The organism is Pontibacter litorisediminis, assembly GCF_029360645.1.
In the GTDB taxonomy this organism is placed as follows: Bacteria; Bacteroidota; Bacteroidia; order Cytophagales; family Hymenobacteraceae; genus Pontibacter; species Pontibacter litorisediminis.
On the sequence record NZ_JARDUA010000002.1, the window covers coordinates 150,159 to 172,822 of the forward strand.

Consider the following 22,664-nt stretch of genomic DNA (forward strand, 5'->3'; position numbering starts at 1 on the left):
TTGCTCCGTTACTCTATAAGTCTATCATTCTGCTAGCATGTGCTAGATACGTGTGCTAGATAATTGCAATGGGTGTGCGGCAAGATTATGCGCTGTCTTTATCCAAATTCTTACCCAGGTCCCTTACCTGCTTCATGAATGTCTCGACTGTTTCATCGGAATAAGGCCCGTAAGCATCCGAAACAGTGCCCTTTAAACCGCTGTCGGTCTCCAGCACGTAAAGGATGGCCATGTCGCCGGGATTACTCTCCCCCTCGAAACGGTAAAAATTTACTATCTGCACCTGCTCGGGCCGGAACTGCTGCTTGCCGTCCAAGGTACAGAGGAGCCCTTCCTTAGTAACCCTAAAATCTTCCTGGTATTCCTCTTTCCGCAGCTGAGCCAGCACAGACACCATGGGTGTCAGTTCTTCTTTGTCCTCCATAGCCGTCACTTTAAATTGTTTTCTTACTAATACTGCCACAACTCACCTAAAAGTTGCAGCCGGCTGCTGCGGCCGCGCCACACTCCTTACATAATTGTGGCACCGGCGTAATACACCGGTGCCACAATCTGGTTGGTTTATAGTATAATTGGGGAAGAATTAAAGGAAATCCTGAGAGCTGGTGTACAGCCGCTGCGCCGGAAGTCCGCTATCAAAGCGTATGAAGTCGCTGTAGGAAAGGGGTTGTTGTGCAGTTTTCTCCTGTGTGGTTCCTACAGAGGCGCTCCCATTTTCTTTATAGCGGTCGTTCCCCCGCATGCAGCCACTATTTGTGGAGACTTTCACAGCCCTTGCCTCAGCCTGCCTACGGCGCAGGTAAATGCTTAACCCACTGGATTCCTGTTTTTGCGCATTTGCTTTACGCGGAAGTCTTTTTGCAGTCATTCTAAAAGCTTTATACTTACGCCTCATGCCGGTAAAGCATGAATAAAAATGGGAGGACCATCCTCAGCACCCAAAACAGGTATGGTCACTCCCAGTTTCATACGCCCGGTTAAACGTCTACGCCTAACACACATGCTTTATGTTTAACGGGCTTTATAGCTTTGTACGCAGGTAGGCCTTTAGGTACTGCACCTGAAGAGGATAATACGGCTTTACCGGAGATAAATACCACTTAAATGCTAGCCACCCTACGTATTTACCGCAACTTGCAAGTGGCACCGTAGCCAGTGCGGATGGTACTGCAAACCATGAGGCCCGGAAGAAAGGCATCTCATACGTACCAGCTTCTCCTGCGGCATTAGGCTGGGTTTCGGCACAGGAGAGAGGTTACGCAACCGGCTTAGCCTTGGTAAAAGGTAACCTGTCCGGTTTCCACCTCATACAGCCCACCTACCAACAGGATTTCTCCTTCTTTCTCCATGGCTGCCAGTATAGGACTCTCCTTCCTGACCCGCTCCATGGTGTGGTGCACGTTGTTAACGGTGACATTGTAGACGAAGGCATCGTTACTGCCGTTACGCTTGTTTTGCGGCGTTTCCGTTTCACTGTCTATGGCGGGTTTCACCTTTTGCAGCAGCGACGTCAGGTGGCCCAGTTCTACGTGGTTGCAGGCCCCGTAAATGGCGCCGCAGCGGGTATGCCCCAGCACTACCAGCAACTTAGAGCCGGCAACTTTGCAGGCAAACTCCATACTTCCCAGTATGTCCTCGTTCAATACGTTTCCCGCAATCCGGATACTGAAGATATCGCCGAGGCCCTGGTCAAAAATAAGCTCTGCGGAGGTGCGTGAATCGATGCAGCTCAGGATGGTGGCAAACGGGAACTGCCCCTCCGACGTTTCGTTCACTTGTTGCAGCAGGTTGCGGTTTGCTTTCAGGTTGCTAACAAATCGCTGGTTACCTTCCTTCAAAAACTGTAGCGCCTTTTCGGGCGTCATGCTCTGCTGGGTTTCTTTGGTGTGCGTTCTCATGCGGTGGTCTTGTTGCTAATACTTTTAAAGTTGATGGCATGCCCTTGCGGCGGCCTTTGCCTTTAACTGTGCTACGCCTACAAAGTTTTGCCGCTCAGGCATCACCTTAAAATTACACAGAAGAACGAAGAACATAACACGTCCTGCCATTAAACCTGCCGTATTCGCCCTAAAAAAGCTTATTTGGCGTGAAAAGGGGCCTCAGTAAATGCCTCCCAAGTGGCCCTTTGCATGAAGTGAGAAGTCGGCAGAGCGTTACTTTCTGCCAACCACCCGGAATCTACTAATGAGGTAGTTTACTTCCTTATTTGGTTCGAAGTAAGCGGGATGAGGTTTCGCTGCATCGCATACTTGATGAGGTGGGCTGTATTCTTCGTGTGCGTCTTCTCCAGTATGTTCTGGCGGTGCGTCTCGATGGTGCGCTTGCTGGTAAACAGCTTCTCGGCGATCTCGGCGTTGGTGTAGCCATCAGAAATCAGCGTGAGCACCTCCACCTCCCGCTTCGACAACTCCTTGACAGTCGTATTTTCCACTGCACCATCCGCTGTCGGGCGCAGCACTTTCTGCAACATTTTTATCGACATGCCGGAGCTGATGAAAGCAGTGCCCTTTGCAGCCAACTTTATGGCTGAGCAAAGTTCTACTCTACTGGCGTCCTTAAGCAGGTAACTGGTGGCACCGCACTCCATCAGGCGGTGCAGGGCTATGGCGTTGTCCTGCATGGTCAGAATAACCACCCTCACCTCAGGATGGTGCTCCTTTAGTAGCTCCAGGGTTTCATAACCATCCATTATAGGCATCTGCACATCTAAGAGCACGACATCGGCCGGCGTGTGACGAAGCAGCTCCAGCAGTTCCTTGCCGTTTGCTGCCTCACCTACAACCTCTATAGCTGCTTCGGAGTGCAGGAGGCATGCCAGCCCCTCCCGCACTATTCGGTGGTCATCGGTAAGTATAATCCTGATTGTATGGTGATCTGACATGTATTGGGTGCAAGTACAGTTGGGGCGGAGACAGCGGCAGCGCACACTGGCCTTGCTCCAGAAATTGTGTACAATATACTTAAAAACTCTCCAGCTTCGAGTAAACGGCACTACACCACCAAGCACTCCGGCGCGTGCACAAGCTCAACTTACCAACACTGCCACAACTACTTACGCAGCACATTTACGTACTTACCCCGGCAAAAAATAAGTATTTACCACACCTATAATAAATATAACAAAAAGTATTTTTAACAATTATTACACCACCTAAGCCAGGTCACCTAATGAGAGAGGAAGTGTTGTCGCAGCTAATGGGGGATGTCGTGGTGCTAACGCTGTATGGCCCCTGTAGCAGCCAAACGGTAATCGATCTGGAAACGAAGTGCCGGGAAGCCATACTACAGAAGGCGAAGCACATCCTGATCGATTGCGAGAACCTCACCTTTCTCAACCCCACGGCCCTGCGCTGCCTGCTCAGCCAAACCTCTGCAGCCGAGAAAGCCGGCAGCTGCCTGGCACTTTATAAACTGAACGAGGAGCACACCAGGCAAATCAGAAGCGCAGGCTTAATCGGGGTACTCCACATCCAGAAAAGCTTTGTTGATGCTTACCAGCACTGCAAGAAACAAGGTAGCAGCACCTGAGTCTCCTACTGCTAATGCTGCCAAAAGCTGTTGCACGATACCGTATGATGGCAAGCAATCAACGTAACAGCAGGTGCTCACCTGGCGTCAGGGGCTCCGGTGCCTTTGTCGGTGCCGATGATCCTGTGCTCAAAGGCATACTTGATGAGGTGGGCCGTATTCTTCGTGTGCGTCTTTTCCAGTATGTTCTGGCGGTGCGTCTCGATGGTGCGCTTGCTGGTAAACAGCTTCTCGGCGATCTCGGCGTTGGTGTAGCCATCAGAGATCAGCGTGAGCACCTCCACCTCCCGCCTCGACAGCTTCTTGCCGTCAGTTCCTTCATGATCCTGCTCCGCACACCCCTTCAGGTTATGCTCCAAAAGTTTAAATGAGAGCTCACCGCTGATGTACTGCCCTCCTGCAGCCACTAACTTAACAGCTGCCGTCAACTCTACTTTACTGGTCGTTTTAAGGAGATAACCTACAGCACCACTGGCCAGCATCTTTTGCACAATAGGCAAGCTGGTGTGCATGGAGAGGGCAATGACCTTTGTACCCGGAAAAGACCGGCTCACCTCCTCAGTGGTTTGATAGCCATCCATGTTCGGCATGTTCACGTCCATGAGCACGACGTCTGCCGCCATCTCCTGCAACAGCCCGAGTACCTCTTTGCCGTTACTGGCCTCCCCTACTACCTGCAGTCCCTCATCCTGCTCCAACAGCACCCTGAGTCCCTCCCGCACCACAAAATGATCATCCGCGATAATAACCTTTACTTTTCCTGGTATTTCCTCCATTACCTGTTTGCTTTATCCTGATGGCTGCAAGCACATGCCAAGTGCAGCTATCCTGTTAAATGACATTTAACACTGGCCTCTGGAAGTATAGAACTATAAAGTAAAAGCCCCACCAGCCTAAGCTGAGTTTCTTTCGGCGTTAATGATTCCGAAGGAACAGCGCACCACGAGCTTTTCGTACACCTGCTTGCCCTCCCGCTGTGAGCCCTGCTCCTCCATGTTACGTATACGTGACAACGCGTACTGCTGTATGGTTATAAGTGGCAGTTCGATGCGCTGGCGGGTCTGAATGGAGAGTTCCTCCAGCGGTTTATCGGCCATCAGCCTGTCTGCCTCCGCCAGCAGCAGTACATACTTTCTTGTGCGCTCATACTCTTCATGGATCAGCCTCCAGAGTGCTCCATACTTGGGATGCTCCGCCAGATAAGCTGTAACCGGGAAAAAGCACTTCTTCATGGCCATCTCGCAATTATCCAGCAGGGTCTTAAAGTAGAGCGAATGCTTGTAAAGTTGCTGCAGCTTTGGCCAGTGGCCTTTCTGGTGAAGCGCCTCCAGTGCCTTGCCCACCCCGTAGTACCCCGGCACGTTTTGCTTCAGCTGGCTCCAGGAACCTACATAAGGCACGGCGCGCAGGTCGTCCAGGTTCAGTTTCCCGGCTTTACGCTTGGATGGCCTGCTGCCGATGTTGGCCTCGCCATAATAGCGCAATGGGCTCACAAAGTTCAGGTACTCCAGGAAGACCGGGTGGTTCTTCAGCTCAAAGTAGGCCTGGTAGCTCACCTCGGCCAGTTCCTGCAGCAGTTGGTCTTCCTCCGGCTGCAGGGTGGGCGCTTTGCGGCCAAAGAGGGTGTTGCTGATGCCCGCGTGCAGAAGTTGCTCCAGGTTAAACTGCGCTGCAGCCACTGACCCAAAGTTAGAGCTTACCGTCTGTCCCTGAACAGTGAGCTGAATCTCCTTGTTTGCCACGTTACTGCCCATCGAGGCGTAGAACTGCTGGGTTTTGCCGCCGCCACGGGCCGGCGGGCCTCCCCTGCCATCAAAAAAGATCACCTCCACCCCATACTCCCGGCTAACCTCGGTCAGGGCTTCCTTTGCTTTGTAGATGCTCCAGTTGGCCATCAGGTAGCCGCCGTCCTTGGTGCCGTCGGAGAAGCCCAGCATGATGGTCTGTGTGTCGCCCCGGCGGCTCAGATGGCTCCTGTAGGTGGGGTTCTCGTAAAGTTCCCGCATCACGCTGGCGGCCTGGCGCAGATCCGCGATGGTCTCGAAAAGGGGCACGATATCAACCGTAATGGGTTCTGTTTGCCAGCAGCCCAGGCGCAGCAAGGTATAAACTTCCAGCACATTCAGGGCGCTGGTGCAGTGGCTAATAATGTAACGGTGGCAGCCTTCTTCGCCATTGCGCTCCTGGATCGATTTAATGGCAGCTACCGTCAGCAAAGTATCCTGCAGCAGCTCATCGTCCGCAAAAACGCCGGCCGTTAGGTATTGGTTTATACTTAGCAGGGCCTTTACCTTCTCTCCGTCCGGCAGTTGGGCGTAATCCTTTGGCAGCAGGTCGGTGCGCTCTGCCAGCTCCTCGTATAGCCGCTCATGCACCGAAGCGTCCTGCCGAATGTCCAGCGAGGCGAAGAACAGGCCAAAGAGCTCGACTTTAAAGACAAGCGCCTCCACCTGGCTCAGAAACAGACTGTTGTGCTCTTCCAGCAGGAGTCGGCTTACCTCACGAAGCGGTGTCAGCAGGTCCTCCTGCTTCAGGTCTAGCTTGTGGTCCGGTAAGAATAAGTTATCGTATAGCCTCGCCTCCAGGTCCTTAATCAGGTTTTCCACACCTTTGAAGGTGAGGCGTCGCCTCAGCCGGCGCACATCATGGTAGTAGGCCCTGATTGCCGCTCCACGCAAGGCATCGGCTACCTGCAAGGTGGTATCGGCTTTCACAAAAGGGTTACCGTCGCGGTCGCCACCGGGCCAAAACCCCATCCGAATCGTGCCGGAGCCCGGCCGCACTGCCCCCGGAAACTGCGCCGTGAGGGAGGAGATGATGTTGCCCGCAGAACGGTAGAATACGTTCTCCAAGAACCAGATCAGGCTCACCGCCTCCTCATAGGGCGTAGGCTTCTCTTTTTTAAAGAAAGGGGTTTTGCCTAGCTGCCGCAGGTATGAGTGCGCCAGCGATGTGTTATCTGTGGCCAGGGCCTGCGACAGATCGTTGATGATGCCCAGCACGTTGCTCGGGTAGAACTGTGTGGGGTGGGCAGTGAGCACCAGACGCACCGCAAAATCCTGCAGCTTAACCGCCAGTTGCTCCTGGGCCTTCTGCTGCATTACGGTGCTGCTGAGCTGCTTCAGGGTACCCATGCCGTGCATGTCGTGCGTCTCCCGGAAAGCAGCCTCCTCCAGCGCATCGAAGAGCACCACCTGCCGCTCCGCATACTGCACGAACCGGAACAGCAGATCGTTCTGCTCCTGCTCGGTGCGGTAATGGGTATACTGTTCAAAGAAGCTCCGGATAATCTCTTCCGGGCTCTGCTGGCGCTGGTAGCCGTCCTCACAATGGAGCACCAGCAGCGAGAGCAATACACCTGTTTTCTCTACCCGATGGAAAGGCAATGACGAGAACAGGCTGTTATACATTTCATAGCGCGTGCCCACCAGTATCCGGAATGCTTCTAAGGGATTATCGGTACGCAGGGTTTCAGGTGTGGCCATAGGTTGAAAGGTTGGTTTGAATCTGTTTCGTATACTGGTACAGTTGCGTAAAGCCCTCTTTCTATACCAGGCTGTCTGTTGTTTAGTTGCTCTGAAAGGTTGATGCTAGCCGCACCAAAGCGCTGGATTCTAACACCTGGAGCTGCCGCTTTAGCCGCCCCTCCTCCCATACAGCCTGTTCAACGCCCCATCCTTAGGGTATCAGCTTAACTTCGCGCCGCCCATTGCCCCGCCCGGGTAACGGGATTTCCAACAATGCCTCCTTACCTAGAGCAGGCTACCCACAGCTGCCTGTGCGCTCTTTAACCTTTAAAGTATACTTCAAAAGTGGTGCCCGCCCCCTCTTCGCTTCTCACGTTGATGTAGCCATTGGCGTTATCCACCAGGCGTTTTACAATGTATAGGCCCATACCTGTCCCATCCACATGGGCATGGAAACGCTTGAAGAGCGTAAACAGCTTGGTTAGGTTCTCTTTACTGATGCCCAGGCCATTGTCAGTCACAGTGAGCAGCACATATCCGTCTATCCGTTCCGTCTTTAGAGAGACCAGCGGGGGGCGCCCCCTCACTTTATACTTAATAGCATTGCTGATGAGGTTGTAGAGCACGCTGTAGAGGTTCTTTTTGGAGAAGTGAATATGCGGGGCTTCGCTGAAGTCAACGCTTAGTTCTGCCTTCTCCGTTTCCACCACATCCTGCAGGCTCGCCATCACTTCCTGGTACACCTCCTGCACGTTCACCAGCTCCGGCTTTCCGTCTATGTCACGCTGCACCTTCACAATGTCTGTCAGGTCCTTTATCACGTTATTAAAGCGGTTAATGGCCCCCTTCATCATGTCAAAGACGGGCTGTATGGGCTCTCCCGCGATTGGCCCGGCCGAAGCCACCTGGTCCTCCAGCAGTAACAGCAGGCCCTCGATGTTGCTGATAGGCGTTTTGAGGTCGTGAGAGGCGGTGTAGACGAAGGTATCCAGGTCTTCGATCACGCGCAGCAGGTGCTCGTTGGTGTCCTGCAGTTTCTCCTGCGTCAGCTTCAGGTCCGTCAGGTCGATAAAGGAGCCCAGCACCCGGTACGGCATCTGGTACTCGTTGTGCATGATGCGGGCCCTGTTGGAGACATAGGCATAGGAGCCGTCCTTTTTCCGAAGCCTGTACTCACCTGTCCATTGGTCTCGGCCGGAATTGATGGCCTCAGAGATGCTTTTCTCCAGTTCCTCCCTGTCGTTGGGGTGCACCAGTTCATACCAGGCGTCCATGCCCTTGCCCATCTCCTCCTCCTCGTAGCCCAGCATGGATTTTAGGCTATCGCTCCACCATATTTCATTGTTCACCACGTCCCAATCCCAGATCACATCGTTGGTAGCCATGGATACCATGCGGAAGCGCTCCTCGCTGGACGACAGTTCCTTGGTACGCTCACTTACTCTCTTCTCCAGCTCGTTGTTGAGCTTGATCAGGTTCTCCTCGGCCAGCTTCAGCTCCTCGTAGGCCATCAGTACTTTGTCTTCGCTGCTTTTCTTCTCGGTGATGTCGGCCATGGTCACGGTGACGCCATCGCCCATCTTGACGGCGGCAACCTCATACCAGGTCTTCCCTCCGTCAATCTCCAACTGCTGCTCAATGTGTACGGGCTCACCTGTCTTCACCACTTCCGTAAACTTTCGGAACAAGCCGCTCTTACGCAGGAACGGCATTACCGTCAGCACACTGGTCCCCAGCAACTCCGCCTGCGATTGCCCGAGCAGGCTCTCTGTTTTCCTGTTGAGCAGCGTCCAGGCGAAATCCGTAATCTTCTGCTCCTCGTCCCGCACCGCCCTGAAGGCCATGATGCTGTTGAACGAGCTGTTCAGCACGCCCTGCACCACGTTGCTCAGCGTTTTCAGGGTAGTTACATCCACGAAGCTCACCACAACCCCATCCTTGTTACCGTCATGTTTCAGGTAAGGGATGATGCGCATCAGGAAGAACTTACCGTTGCTGGTCTCCACCTCCTGCTCCTTCTCCATGGAGTGGTTGTTCACCTCCCGGATGTCCTCTATCAGGCGGGAGTACTTTAGGTTATGCGACAGGTGATGGATCGGGCGGCCGATGTCGCTGTCGATGACGTTTATCAACCCTTCTATTGATGGGGTGAACTTACGGATGACCAGGTGATGGTCTATGAACAGCTGCCCGATGTTTGAGCTGCGGATGTAGTTGTCCAGGTCCTCATTCAGCTCCTGCAGCTCCTTTATCTTCAGCTGGTGCTCGGAGTTAACTGTGTGCAGCTCCTCGTTCAGCGACTGCATCTCCTCATTGGAACTCTGCAGCTCCTCGTTCGAGGACATCAGTTCCTCGTTGGTGCTCTGTAACTCCTCGTTGGCCGTGCTCAGGTCCTGCACCGTCAGGTGCAGCCCCTCGCGGGCTTCCTTCAGCTCCGCCTCCAGTGCTGTAAGTTGCTGGTAATAATCGGAGTCGGAGACAAACGAGAGGTCAGAAACTTTTGGGATAGGCGCTACCTCGCCCATTTCCTGTAGCAGCACCAGGATCACCTTCGGCTGCCCCTTCTCCAGCGTGGTTGGGCGGATGGATACATGCACCAGTTGCTCCTTTTTGCCTAACTTCACAGCCACCTGCCGGGCCACCACCTTCCGGTCCTGCTTCAGGGCTTTCCGGATGCCCACGCTCAAGGTAATGGCCAGCTCCTCAGGCACCATCTTGATCAGGTTGAAGTGCAGGCGCTTGTCAGGGAACCTAAGGAAACGGTTGATATCGCCAATGCCGTGCAACAGCTGGTAACTCTCATCCACATACAGGGCTGTTACCTTAAAGTCTTCGGAAACGGCATCCATGAAGGCTTCGTTGTAGCGCAGCTCCGGCGAGATGTTATACTTCACCGCTTGCCCGTTAGCATTGCTGTTGCTGCCGTAGTCGGTAAGGCCGTAGCTCTGCCTGATGCCTCTGCCATCTTTTATCTTCCGGAAGATCTTCCATTTGCGGCTCTCCTCCGTGAAGTATGACTTCATGGAGCCGATGTGCTCACTGGAGCCTAGAAACAGGTAGCCACCGAGGTTCAGAGCGTAGGGGAACAACGACAGCACCTTGTTCTGCAGGTCCTGGTTCAGGTAGATAAGCATATTGCGGCAGGTCACCAGGTCGATACGGCTGTAAGGCGGGTCTTTCTGTAGGTCGTGCTGGGCAAAGACCACCAGCTTGCGGATCTCCTCACTTACAAAATACCGGTTACCTCTCAAATGAAAAAAGCGCTTCAGCCGCTCCGGCGACACATGCTTGGCAATAGAGAGCGGATAGCTCCCCTTTGACGCTTGTATAATAGCCTGTTGGTCGGCATCGGTGGCAAACAGCTTTACATGCGGTTCTCGCCCCATCTTCTCGAATGCCTCACTAAAGAGCATAGCCAGCGAATACACCTCCTCCCCAGTGCTGCAGGCGGCAACCCACACTTTCACGTGCTCATTCTCGGCCTTTCCTCCGATAATCTTCGGGATCACTTCCTTCTCCAGGCACTCAAACGCCTCCGTGTCCCGGAAAAAGCTGGTCACGTTAATAAAGAACTCCTGGCATAGCTTTTTTATCTCACCCGGGTTCTCGTGCAGGTAGGTCAGGTAAGAGGATAAATCTTTTACCTTCAGGGTATCCATGCGCTTTCTGATTCGCCGGTTCAGGGTAGCCTCCTTATAGCTGGTGAAGTCTGTCTGGGTGTGGGTGCACACCAGGTCCAGTATCTCCCGCAGCACCTCGGCGTCCTGCCCTTCCTCGCCCTGGTCGATCAGGTTCTTCACCAGCGGAACCTTGCGCGTATACTCCATTATCTCTTCAGGCATGTGCTCGGGTGCCAGCACAAAATCAGCCGCACCGGCATCTATCGCGCTGCGTGGCATGCCGTTGAACCTGGCCGTTTCAGGCTCCTGCACCACCACAATGCCCCCAGCCTTTCGGATAGCCAGGGCACCCTTGGTGCCATCCGTACCAGTGCCGGACAGCACAATGCCGATTCCGTGCCTGCCCCGGCTCTTCGCCATAGACTCAAAAAACAGGTCAATGGCAAAATTCGGCTCCCGGTTGCGAGCCTTGTCAGCCAGCCGAAGGCGGCCATGCTCCACGGTAAGCTGTTTACCGCTTGGCAGCACGTACACACAGTTCGGGCGCGTAAACATATTATCCTCCGCTTCCTGCACCTGCATCTGGGTATGCTTGCTCAGCAGCTCCGCCATCAGGCTCTTGTGGTCCGGCGAAAGGTGCTGTATAATGACAAAGGAAAAGCTGGAGTTGCTGGGAAAATGGTCGAACAGCTTGTGGATAGCCTCAAGCCCGCCGGCGGAGGCTCCTATCCCCACTAAATAATGGTCTGCTGCGGACTTTACGCTTTCTTTATTGGGTGCTGAAGTGGTCGATGTCATGTATGCTAATCGTAATGCTGGTAGCTCACTAGGTATCTGCAGCTAATGCTATAACGGTTCGTGCGAGGCAAACCTTTTAATACCGTTCCCTTATTATCTTTTCCAGCACGGCGTTTCGTAGCGTCTCGGCGGCCTCCAGCTCCTCATGCCGCCAGGGCAGCGATGTGTTCCTCACGGTTTCCTGGTATGTGGCGAATGAATTGCGCGGGTGGTACTTTTTCCCGTCCGGCTCCAGCTGTATGGCATTGTCGGGATTGCCGCCCCAGGCAATAGTTTGGGCTACCTCCGGCCTGAACCCAAGTATAAAATCGCCCTGCTCGGTGTTGATGGGCAGAGCCACCAGACCGCTTGCTACATCTTTGTAGGGTTTACTGTGTGGGTAGTCGAGTGGAAGATTGCTGGTGGCAAACAGGCCGCTGTTTTTGTTTCGGCGTAGCCAGGAGGCTAATTCCTTTACCTCACGCTGGTCGGGGGTGCTGCCGCTCAACCAAATGTTTCCTTCAAACACCACTGCGGCACCCGTCAGCGACAGCAGTTCCTTCAGGCTATGCTCCCCTTGCATCAGGCCATCGGCAAAGTGGGTAGCGTTGTATAACTGCTCCACCAGCTTTACGTGTATGTTCCGGAGCTGTACCCGCAGCTCCATTTCCTCTTCGCGCTGCTTTGCCTCCAGCTGTGCCGAAAGAATCCCGGTGAGCAGTTCCATGGCAGAACGCATCTCGTACCCTGGGTACTTAGCTGTTTTGTGGTGGCACGATATCAGGCCCCACAGCGTATTATTGATGATGATAGGCAGCGACATGGAGGCCTCGATATTCATGTTTGCCAGATACTCCAGGTGCACATTGGCTACGCTGCGCAGGTTGCTTTCCGACAAGTCCGTAAAGCGCTGCGTGAGCGGGTTGATTACCGGCACAAGCCGCACGGGGGTATACGAACGGGTGGGGATAAGACGGTAGGGATTGCGGTAGTAAAGGTCGCGCGCTTGCTTGGGCACATCCGAGGCAGGGAAACGCAAACCCAAATAGTCTGCCATGTCTTCCTCCTTTGCCTGGGCAATCACGATGCCGTTCCACATCGGATCGAACTGATACACCAGCACTCTGTCGAAACCGGAAAACTGCTTCAGCTCATTGGCGGCCCGCTGCGCTATCTCCTGGCAAGAGCCTGCCTGCTTTAAAAGGGAGGTAATGTATTTAATGTGCTGGTACAGGCGCACAAAAGATTCTTCCGGGCTTGATGTTTTCTCCTCGAGCTCCACCAGCACATACTCCTGCTGTGGCAGCACCAGGGCCGAAAAGGCGATATCATTCTCCTCCCCCCTGAAATTCAGCGTGAAAGGCAATTTATCCTGGCTGTCTTGCGCAGCGATCTTTGCCACAATCTCCTCATACTGCCCCTCTACCAGGAAGCTGGAGAAGGGTTGCCCCAGTAACTCATCAGGCTTGATAGATAAAAAGGCCTCTACATTCTCGCTTGTCTGCAGAACACGGAGGTCTTGCTTGTCCAGCACCAGCAGTGCGCCATGCGGCTGCACCAGGTTAACCAGGTGAAGTGGTATGCTTCCGCAGAACTCGGAGTCATAATCCTTTCCGGAACTGATGTTGATGGGTGGTATAGGCTTCTCCATAGGGTGTATAAAAGTTCGGCTTAAGCAGGGCCAGCTATAAAATTTCGGAAGGCGTTGGTTCTCGCATAGCCTCGGGAAACATAAGCCCCTGCGCCTCCATAATCGCGTGACCTATCCAACCGGAGTACAACCACCTCCCGGTGTTTCAGGACTAACAGGCCGAGGCTCTTAAAGTTATGCAAATGCCGCACGAAACCGTGCATCTCCTCATGCAAAGGCAGTCCATGATTTCATAAAATTAACACCTTATAATGAAATATCAATCATATGTCCTTCTTTTCATGCTTCATTCCGGCAATATAAGTGCCTGACAAATTACAGATTAAACACTTTATGGCAAGCAGAACAAAGCATGCACGTTCCATTCGCCCAGTCAAAACAAATTGCACAATTTAAATCATTCGTTACCAGAGTATCAACACCCCTTTAGCCGCAGCCCATATGGGTAGCGATAGTAGCTTTGCGTGGTATCTCCGTAACCTGCTCCGCCACTGCCTTAGGGATAAGACAACCACCGGCATGGTTATAAGCCACTCCCTTTGCCCTATGTTCACCCTAACCCTTGCACAGCGCATTGACACCCAAACTGTTGCCGCGCCTGCAGTTTATTCGCTGCCGCTGCAACCATCGGCAGGCGCTGCGAGTATTGGGCATATGAGGTTCCGGTTTCCGTATTTTGACAGCCTGGGAATGCCCCTGCTGGGGTTGGCTGCATCCGTGTTGTTCGTAGCTGAGGCAAAGCGCCAACTACGGAAACGCACCCGCCCCAAAACAGAACGCCTCCAGGAGAATGCCAGCGTAGCGGCCCTGGCGCTGCCAGCTCTACGGTTGCTGCTGTTGCCTTGCATGTACGCAGCGGCCCGGCAGGCGGCAAAGGCTCGTCTGGGCTTGCTGAACTGGGTAAGTTTACCGGCATGGGTCCGCTATAGCCTGGGCTTTCTGTTGCTGGACTACACCAACTACCTGTGGCATGTGCTGCTCCACAAATCTGATTTGCTGTGGCGTTTCCACAACGTGCACCACATCGACCTGGACCTGGACCTTTCTACTGCCTGGCGCTTCCACATTGGCGAGAACATCGCCTCTGTTCCGTATCGAAGTGCTGCCATTGCCCTTGTCGGTGCTCCTGCCCAGCTTGTACTTTTTTATGAGCTGATCTTTGAGGGCTGTACTGCCTTCCACCATTCGAACCTACGGCTGCCTTACAAAACGGAAGAAAAGCTTTGCCGCGTAATGGTGACACCCCGCATGCACGGCATTCACCACTCCATCGTAGCCAGGGAGACAAACAGCAACTTCTCCGTTATCTTTTCCTGGTGGGACAGACTCCATCGTTCACTCCTGCTCGACGTGCCCCAGGAAGACATCACGATCGGGGTGCCATCCTACCGGGACCCAAAGGAACAGACACCCTTAAACCTGCTGGTTATGCCTTTTAAACGGCAACGCGCATGGTGCTTACCGGATGGCTCGGTACCGGAGCGGGAAGCGTGAGAATGCGTAAGAGTATACTCAGAAAATGCTCCTTTGCGGCTGTTGCACTCCTTGCCATAAGTTGCGGCCCGGGTTTTATTCTATTCTAACTTTTTTTGCCTGGCAAGAGCCTGCCTTCATGTTCCTTGCAGGGCGTAAACGAGCCCAAGCGCGTCATAGAAACCGCTCCCTACCCCGTGCCTTATCAAGCCCCATGCAATGTGAGCTCAACTAAGACCAGATAAGAGAGCATTTGACATGAAATCATTCTACTTCTTTTTCGAACTCGTTTTTATAGTCTATAACAGCGCCTATTAAAGAGGCATGCACGAAGGCCTGCGGCACGTTTCCCAGCCACTCCCCGGTTTCGGGATCGCCTTCCTCCGGCATCAGGCCTACATCATTCATGAAGCGCAGGGCGGCGCCCAAAATTTGCTTAAACTTCTCCCTGTCCCGCCGCATCACCCAGTACTGCGCCACCCAGCACGTTCCTGCCAGGAAAGCCCCCTCCTTTTGCGAGTCATACTCCTCTAGATGGCGGCGGTAAAGGTTGTCCTGGCAATAATCCTGCTCCAGCCTTCCGATCGTTTTAAGTACCTGGGGAGTATCGGCCTGGGTATAGCCCCAGATGGGGAACAGAACGGCGCTTACGTCTACCCCCTCACTTCCGGGGTAAACAGCATAGGCCCCTTCGGAAGTGAGGCAGTTTTGCTCTACATACTCCCGGATCTGGTCAGACGCCTCCTGCCAACGCTTTTTCTGCTGCTCGTCCTGTGAGTGTGCCGCTATGTACTTCAGGCTGACGGAGGCCACTACCTTGCTGGTGGTATAATGGTGCTTCACAGACTCTTCCCAGATACCATGGTCTGGTTTAAACCAGTTCTCGACCAGGTAATCGGCCAGCTTTTCTATTGTTTCCCAGTGCTCCCGGGTATCATAGCGGTTATAGATAACTTTTGCGGCGATGATAACATTGCTGTTGGCATCGAGTTGTAGTTGGTTACTGGCCCCGTTGCCGTACAGCACAGGGGTGCTGTTCCTGTACCCTGAAAAGGCTAACTCTTGCTGCATCCCTGCCGGCTGCTCGTCCAGCGAAAGCATTGGCACCACCGGTTTGCGTATGCGGTGCATGGCCGAGCAAATAAAGCTGAGGAATTGGCGCTCCTCCTCTCCGTCGCTGCCGGCCCTGGCAAGGGCGCTAACGATCATGGCTGCATCGCGGAGCCACACATAGCGGTAATCGTAGTTGCGCACACCGCCAATCACTTCTGGTAGAGATGTGGTGGCCGCCGCAATAATCCCCCCGTTCGCGGTATAAGTGAGCATGCGGAGTAGCCGGAGCGAGTTTCTTACCTCCTCCTCATACGGCCCTTTATAGGTAATATGGTCCGATACCTTGCGCCAGTTCTTCAACGTGAGTTCCCTAGCCTCCACCAGATCCTCTTCCGGGTTATCTAAGATCTTTTCTGCCAGAATAACCCAGGCCTCCTCGCCAGCCGGTACCCGAAAAATGACGGTGTCTCCCTGGATCTCTAACTTATGGGAGGCATGTAAATGAAAATCAAACTCGAGCGAAACGTGCCGCTCCCCAAAGGCATGCAGTACTGGCCTACGCCTGTTGTAGTTGGGGCGGTAGGAGATATGGCTTACGAAGGAAACAGGGGCTGCAGAGAACTTCCGGCAAATTCCGTAGAAGCTCCCCTCCAGAGGCATCCAGTCATCCAGTACAAGTTGGCCCTTGGTGCCGGAGAAGTATGTCTGAAGTAAGGCACTTTCCCCCAGGTAAGATCTTTTCTCGAAGGTGAGCCCCTCTAACTCCAAAGACCAAGCCCCCCCATGCGCTGCATCAAGCAGAGAGGCAAAGAACGAAGGGCTGTCAAAGCGCTTCGGGCAGTACCACACAATGTTGCCCTTCTTGTCTAACAGCGCGCAGGTGCGTCTATCTCCAATCATGGCCAAATTGCGGATATTCAAGTTTTGATCTTCCATAAGAGATACCATCTACGGCTCCAGTCTAACCCGCCAGGCTACTCACACATCCTTGCTGCCAGGGTATTGTTATGGTTTACTATGGCCGGTTGCGCCTGGTTGTCGCCTCCCCTGAAAAAAGCACTGCTCGTATATAGCAAAACACCCAGAGCCCCCGCTCAAGCATGTGTCGCGCATACACCCCTGCCAGGGCGGCTCGCACCACAGCCGGCAGGTAATTATGCAAAATCGGGAAAGGCAGGCTTTGGGCTGGTATGCGCGTCAGGGTTGATTGTAGGTGGCAAAGTGAATGCAAACCTTTCAGCCACCGCACATTTCCTGCAGACAACCTATCACAATACATTTTGGTGGGTAAAGCAGCCTCTTTGGAAACTTGCCAATCAAGGCACCTTGCTGAAGGAGGAAGTGATGGTGGAGGCGCGGCATAAAAAAAGCCTGCAAACGATACGTTTGCAGGCTTTGCAGAGAGTGAGGGATTCGAACCCTCGATACCCTTTTGGGGTATACACACTTTCCAGGCGTGCTCCTTCGACCACTCGGACAACTCTCTAAATTGGTGATGCAAATATACACTAACCGACAGCACTTCTGCAAGTATAGTTTAAGTATACTTTCTATAAACTGATCTCGCCACGCAGGTCTTGCTGCAGCAGGCTTACCCGCTCCTGGTAGCTAAGTCCTTCCTGCCCCAGCACATACATCAACTTGGATATAGCTGCCTCGGTCGTGATATCGGCCCCGCCAACCACGCCCATGTTCAGCAGGTACTTGCTTGTCTCATAGCGGCCCTGGTCTACCCGGCCCTCATCGCACTGCGACACATTCAGGATAAGCAGCCCTCGGTCTTGGGCCTCGTGCAGCAAGTCCAGAAACCATGGTACGGTGGGCGCATTGCCCGAGCCGAAAGTTTCCAGCACCAGCCCCTGCAGCCCCGGGGCCTGCAGTATACTTTGTACCACCTGCGGCGTGATGCCCGGGAACAGCTTCAGTATGGCTACCTTATCACTTAGTGCATGATGCACCTTAAACGGCTGCTGCGGGTGCGGCAGAATGAGTTCGAAGCTATACTCTATGTCGATGCCGGTTTCAGCCAGCGGCGGGTAGTTGTCTGATTTAAAAGCGTCAAAGTGGCTACTCTCCACTTTCTTGGAGCGGTTGCCGCGCAGCAGCAGGTTCCGGAAATAGATGCACACCTCGGGCACCACACTTTTCCCTTCTTTTTTAGTGGCGGCAATCTGCAGGGCCGTGATCAGGTTCTCGCGGGCATCGGTGCGGATGCGGCCGATCGGCACCTGCGCCCCGGTGAAGATCACGGGCTTCTGCAGGTTCTCCAACAGGTAGCTCAGGGCGGAGGCAGAGTAAGCCATCGTATCGGTGCCGTGCAGCACGACAAAGCCGTCATACTTCTCATAGTTCTCCTCAATCAGCTGGGCCAGCATCAGCCAATCCTTCACCGACACGTTAGAAGAATCGATAGCCGGCTCTATACTTAGCACGGTGAGCAGGTAATTGAACTGCCGCAGCTCCGGCACATGGTCCACGATCTGCGAGAAGTTGAACGGCACCAGGTGCTGCTCTTTCTCATCAAACACCATCCCCACGGTGCCGCCGGTGTAGATAATAAGTATGGAAGCTTCCGGGTGGAGCGGCGCGGCGGTGTCTATGTCTACTTTTACAACCTGCATGCTATAGCTTGAAAAGGTTAAGGGCGTTGGCCGTGGTTTTTTCCGCTACCTCCTCTACCGGCTTCTGCAGCAACTCCGCCACACGCTGCGCGATCAGGGGCAGGTATACCGGCTCGTTGCGCTTGCCACGATGGGGCGCCGGCGCCAGGTAAGGGCAATCGGTTTCCAGCACCAGGTCGTCAAGCTGCACGTGGGGCAGCACTCTGTCCAGGCCACCGTTCTTAAAGGTGGCCACGCCGCCGATGCCCATCAGGAAACCCAGCTCCTTCACCTTCTCCGCCTCCTCCGCGGTGCCGCTAAAGCAGTGGAAAATGCCTTTCAGGGTGCCGTCCTGGGCGGCGGAGACGATTTCATAAGTTTCGTTAAACGAGTCGCGGGTGTGCAGCACAAGGGGCAGTTTATACTTTTTGGCCAGCTCTACCTGCACCTTCAGGGCCTCCTGCTGTTGTGGCAGAAACGTTTTGTCCCAGTACAGGTCGATGCCGCACTCTCCCACCGCCGCAAAGGAGCGTTTGCCCAGCCACTCCTCCACCAGGTACAGTTCGCGCTCAAAATCCTTGTCCACCGAGGTTGGGTGCAGGCCCATCATTGGGATGCAGGTGCCTTTATACTTCTCCTCGGCCTCCAGCATGGCATCTATGGAAGTATGGTCGATGTTGGGCATGTAAACCTTGTTTACCCCCTCCTGCTGCGACCGCTCCACAGCCTCGGCCCTGTCGGCATCAAACTTCTCTGAATAAATATGCGCGTGCGAATCAACTAAATTCATGTATTTTATCATCATTCAACATTGATCAGCAACCAATGCCAGTGTAACTTCAGGTTTATACCTGCAAGTTAGGGATTTTATACTTGTTGGTTGGTCTGAATCAGGATTTACAAGATCGAGCAAGATGGACAGGATTTAACAGAAGGATTTTGATTTTACCAGGCACCCTCTATTACACATCAAAGCAGAACCTTAACTCCCCAACTTCTAATACTTTCTCCCCTTCCACCTGATCTTGAGCGGCAGAAAAAAGTAGATAATCAATATAACAGAAGAGATGACCAAGTATAGCTCGAAGAAGAAGTAAAGGTACCAGGGAGCACTGCGCCCCAGGCGGCGAAGGCAGAGGTGCAGGTAGAGGCTCTGCAGCAGAAGCTTGAAGGTAAAGATCGCCAGCATCACGCTTACCGAAGTATAGGTGAAGAAGGGCAACAATATCGGGTAATAAGCGGAGTGAAGTATAAAAATAATGGCCATGTACCAGGGCAGGTGCATGGAGCCCCGCATCCAGCGGCGGCGCTGCTGCAGGTAGTCGGTAAGGGTGGGCGCAGGTGTGGAGAGCGCCAGCACATGCGGATCATAGATGTTCCGGAAGCCCCACCCGCGCTTCAGTACCTCGTTGAAGATGGCAATATCTTCGGTGATGGAGAAGCTTATACTTTCGTAGCCGCCGACTTCCTCGTACGCCTGCCGCCGCAGCAGCATGTTGTTGCCCATAGTGGTTACCCGCAGCCCCAAATCCGACACCACCTGCATCAGCCCGAGCGCATACAGCCAATCCATACTTTGCAGTTTGGCAAAAAAGCTATGCTCCTCGGTTGTGGTGATACCTGTCACTACCCCCACGTTTTCCTTCATACCCGAGAGCATGGCCTGCACCCATTCCCGCGGCACGGCAATATCGGCATCAGTATAAAAATAAAAATCGGTGGTGGCCAGTTTGGCCAGGTGGGCCAGCACGTTGGCCTTGCCCTTGGCTTTGCCCAGCGTGTGGGTAATTTGGATGCAGGTATAGTGCGGTTTGCCTCGTATAAAGGCGTCGATCACCGCGCGGGTGTTGTCTGTGGAGGCATCATCCCCGATCAGCACTTCGATCTTGTCTTTGGGATAATCCAGTGCCTCGATTGCGTGCAGGCAGCGCAGGATCGTGTGCTCTTCGTTTCGGGCGGCAATAAGTATGCTGATGCGGGGGTGCTCTTTGAAGTCCAGGGTATAGCGCTTGCGGTTAAACACCAGCAGGGCCAGCAGCACCAGAAAAAGGGAGAAGTAAAGTATAAAATAGGCTGCCGATACGATCATAGGGTGTCGAAAGTATAGCCCAGGCTTGAAAAGTGCTCCACATACCGCGGCAGGGCATACATCAGGTTACGTTGGGCCTTCAGGCTGTCGTGGAATACGATAATGCTGCCGCTTTGGGTACTTATTATACTTTGGCGCAGGCACTCCTCCGGCGACAGGCGCTGGTCGTAGTCGTTGGTGAGCACATCCCACATCACCAGTTCATACCCGTGGCGCAGCTCCTGCGCCTGCTTGCCGGTGATGCGGCCATAGGGCGGACGGAACAGCTTGGGCGCGCCAGGCTGTAGCTTCTCCAGTTCCTGCTGACACCTTTCCGTGTTCTGCACATACTGCCGCAACGGCGTCTGCCAGCCTTTCAGGTGGTTAAAGGTATGGTTGGCCAATTTGTGGCCCTGCCTCAGCGCCTGCTGCGCCAGCTGTGGGTGCTTTGCCACGTTCTCGCCCACACAGAAAAAAGTAGCCTTTGCGCTATACTTCTCCAGCAACTCCAGCACCCACGGGGTTACCTCCGGGATGGGCCCGTCGTCGAAGGTGAGGTACAGGACCTTGCCCTGCCCCTCGCGGTGCCAGGTATATCCGGGCATCAGTTTCTTCAGCAACCAGGGCGTTTTGTAAAGGCGAAGCAATTTTATTGTTGATGGTTAAATTGTCTAATTGTTGAAGTGAAAGAGAAGGGTATACCTTGCTCGCGCCAACCAACAAGGTAACCATGCAGCAATTTAACAATTTACCTATTTAAACCGGCACGAGAGCAGCGTGATATCATCGTTGAAGCTGGCCTCCTCGTTGTAGAGGTTGATTTCGTGCAGCAACTGCAGGTGTAGCATTTTAGAGCTCAGGAAACGGTGGCTCATCATAAACTTGATCGTGCCCTCCACGCCAAACTCTGCCTCCTCCTCATCAAACACCTCCGTCAGGCCATCGGTATAGGCCAGCACCATAGATTTCTCGGGCACATGCACCTTTCCTACTTTCATAAAGGGCAGCACATCGAAAACGCCCAACATGGTGCAGCCATCGTTCAATAGGGTGTGCGTGTTGTCTTCATACAGTAATATGGGCGCGTTATGGCCGGCGTTCACATAGCTCAGCTCACGGGTGCTGCGGTTGTAAATAGCCACAAACGTGGTGATGAATTTCTCAGCGATCGCGTTGCGGAAGATCAGGTGGTTCAGCTCCGACACCACCGTGTTGAGGTCTGAGGTCTGGCGCAGGATGGTGCGCAGGCCTGCCTGGAAGTTCGACATCAGCAGCGAGGCCGGCACCCCCTTACCCGACACATCGGCCACACAGAAAAGGAACTGGTCGGCATCTATTTCAATAAAGTCATAGTAGTCGCCGCCGATGGAGGAGTGCGGAATGTAACTGGCATGTATGGTAACATCCTTGTCGTTGGGCAGGCTCTTGGGGAACAGCATGGACTGCACCTCGCGCGCAATCTCTATCTCGCGGCGAATAGACTCCTGGGCCAGACGCTGCCGGGCCATCCGGAGGTTTTCGATGGCTACGAGCATGATGTTACTGATCGTCTGGATGAAGTTAAGGGCATCCAGGCTGCTGGAATATTTCTCTATCTTACCGATCATCACGAAGGCCAGCACCTTGCCATTGTGCAAAATAGGGATCAGGATATCAAAGCAGCGCCACTTCTTCTCCACCGCCAGTTTCGACATCTTCGTGATCTCCTTCACCTGCAGAATCTCCTTCGGCAACGATGCTCTCGTAAAGTCCTGGTCGGACCCGGCGCATATCTTACACTGCCAGTTCTCGTCATGCACAAACAGGGTCAGTCGCGCGATGTTGAGTTGGGCAAGTAGAGTAAAGCGGTATATCTTGTACAGCGAAGCCTCGGGCAGGTTAGCGTTGATCGCCTGTGTGATCTCCAGCAGCGCCGACAATTCCAGTTTCTTCAGGCTAAGCTCTTGCTGCGGGTTCGGTACAGTTATATCAGACATTCAGAATCTTTTTTGGTCTTCAGCACTACGTAATTCGCCACTCATAAGTATATCAGAAAGTACCAGAAGACGAATACGTATACTTGGTAAAAGTACTAAAAAAAGGCTACCACCGGCACTTCTTCACTAAAAACCTTCCCGCATCAGCACCTTTCCTTCAAAGAATCAGAAGCTTCTGTTTTCGCAAGTAAAACCAAAGCCCTGACAGCCCGATAGTAAAGCGGCACAAGAGCGTTTCTGACCACCTGGCCACCTCGTTCACGGTTCATCAACAAGAGCCCTCCTGGTTTATACATATGTAAATCAGTATATTACATATTGCCTTTATAACAGTTACTAAACCCAGAATGTTTGAGGTCTGCCGGCGGAAAAATCCAAGAAGCAAAAAAGCCTGCTAACCATGCCCTTCACCATGCCACATCCCTTTAACTACTAAATATCTTGTAATCAA

15 protein-coding genes and 1 tRNA gene are annotated in these 22,664 nt (G+C 53.5%); 2 read left to right on the top strand and 14 right to left on the bottom strand.

All coding sequences use genetic code 11. The features are described 5' to 3' along the window. Window positions 1-85: 85 nt before the first annotated feature. From PXG97_RS06900 to PXG97_RS06910, 3 genes are all read right to left on the bottom strand, one after another. The gene (locus PXG97_RS06900; RefSeq protein WP_276497016.1) at window positions 86-424 is read right to left on the bottom strand and encodes a hypothetical protein; all 339 of its coding nucleotides are present in this window, start codon (window positions 422-424) and stop codon (window positions 86-88) included. 844 nt (window positions 425-1,268) lie between these two features. After that, a complete protein-coding gene (locus tag PXG97_RS06905; RefSeq protein WP_276497017.1) occupies window positions 1,269-1,898 on the bottom strand; it encodes a carbonic anhydrase family protein in 630 nt (209 codons plus the stop codon). A gap of 296 nt (window positions 1,899-2,194) precedes the next feature. Next, window positions 2,195-2,881: a response regulator transcription factor gene (locus PXG97_RS06910; RefSeq protein WP_276497018.1), complete on the bottom strand. Its 687-nt coding sequence runs from the start codon at window positions 2,879-2,881 to the stop codon at window positions 2,195-2,197. A gap of 287 nt (window positions 2,882-3,168) precedes the next feature. Between PXG97_RS06910 and PXG97_RS06915 the strand changes: the two genes are divergently transcribed. Beyond that, the gene (locus PXG97_RS06915; protein WP_276497019.1) at window positions 3,169-3,528 is read left to right on the top strand and encodes an STAS domain-containing protein; all 360 of its coding nucleotides are present in this window, start codon (window positions 3,169-3,171) and stop codon (window positions 3,526-3,528) included. Window positions 3,529-3,605: 77 nt separating this feature from the next. On the opposite strand, the gene PXG97_RS06920 is transcribed toward PXG97_RS06915, so the two are convergent. The 4 genes from PXG97_RS06920 to PXG97_RS06935 form a co-directional block, all read right to left on the bottom strand. After that, window positions 3,606-4,304 (bottom strand): response regulator transcription factor, encoded by a 699-nt coding sequence (locus PXG97_RS06920; protein WP_276497020.1) that lies wholly within the window; start codon window positions 4,302-4,304, stop codon window positions 3,606-3,608. Window positions 4,305-4,421: 117 nt separating this feature from the next. After that, complete coding sequence (locus PXG97_RS06925) at window positions 4,422-7,013, bottom strand: phosphoenolpyruvate carboxylase (protein WP_276497021.1); 2,592 nt, start codon at window positions 7,011-7,013, stop codon at window positions 4,422-4,424. A 302-nt stretch (window positions 7,014-7,315) separates the two neighbouring features. Further along, on the bottom strand, window positions 7,316-11,413 hold the full coding sequence (locus tag PXG97_RS06930; RefSeq protein ID WP_276497022.1) for a chemotaxis protein CheB: 4,098 nt from the start codon (window positions 11,411-11,413) through the stop codon (window positions 7,316-7,318). A gap of 76 nt (window positions 11,414-11,489) precedes the next feature. Then, window positions 11,490-13,043, bottom strand: a complete 1,554-nt coding sequence (locus tag PXG97_RS06935) for a GAF domain-containing protein (protein ID WP_276497023.1) — start codon at window positions 13,041-13,043, stop codon at window positions 11,490-11,492. A 546-nt stretch (window positions 13,044-13,589) separates the two neighbouring features. Here PXG97_RS06935 and PXG97_RS06940 point away from each other — a divergent pair. Continuing rightward, window positions 13,590-14,537 carry a sterol desaturase family protein gene (locus PXG97_RS06940; protein ID WP_276497024.1) on the top strand — a complete coding sequence of 316 codons (948 nt, stop codon included), beginning with the start codon at window positions 13,590-13,592 and terminating at the stop codon, window positions 14,535-14,537. Window positions 14,538-14,780: 243 nt separating this feature from the next. Here the strand turns inward: PXG97_RS06940 and PXG97_RS06945 are convergent, their stop codons facing one another. The 7 genes from PXG97_RS06945 to PXG97_RS06975 form a co-directional block, all read right to left on the bottom strand. Further along, window positions 14,781-16,517, bottom strand: a complete 1,737-nt coding sequence (locus PXG97_RS06945; protein ID WP_338088600.1) for a glycoside hydrolase family 15 protein — start codon at window positions 16,515-16,517, stop codon at window positions 14,781-14,783. A 450-nt stretch (window positions 16,518-16,967) separates the two neighbouring features. Continuing rightward, a tRNA-Ser gene (locus PXG97_RS06950) sits at window positions 16,968-17,055 on the bottom strand. Between the two features lie 64 nt (window positions 17,056-17,119). Beyond that, on the bottom strand, window positions 17,120-18,190 hold the full coding sequence (locus PXG97_RS06955; protein WP_276497026.1) for an asparaginase: 1,071 nt from the start codon (window positions 18,188-18,190) through the stop codon (window positions 17,120-17,122). 1 nt (window position 18,191) lies between these two features. After that, window positions 18,192-18,959: a TatD family hydrolase gene (locus PXG97_RS06960; protein ID WP_276497027.1), complete on the bottom strand. Its 768-nt coding sequence runs from the start codon at window positions 18,957-18,959 to the stop codon at window positions 18,192-18,194. 207 nt (window positions 18,960-19,166) lie between these two features. Continuing rightward, window positions 19,167-20,258: a glycosyltransferase gene (locus PXG97_RS06965; RefSeq protein WP_276497028.1), complete on the bottom strand. Its 1,092-nt coding sequence runs from the start codon at window positions 20,256-20,258 to the stop codon at window positions 19,167-19,169. After that, complete coding sequence (locus tag PXG97_RS06970; protein WP_276497029.1) at window positions 20,255-20,842, bottom strand: polysaccharide deacetylase family protein; 588 nt, start codon at window positions 20,840-20,842, stop codon at window positions 20,255-20,257. The genes PXG97_RS06965 and PXG97_RS06970 overlap by 4 nt, the downstream gene beginning before the upstream one ends. A gap of 147 nt (window positions 20,843-20,989) precedes the next feature. Beyond that, entirely contained in the window at window positions 20,990-22,213 is a 1,224-nt protein-coding gene (locus PXG97_RS06975) for a PP2C family protein-serine/threonine phosphatase (RefSeq protein WP_276497030.1), read from the bottom strand. Between the last annotated feature and the right edge of the window lie 451 nt (window positions 22,214-22,664).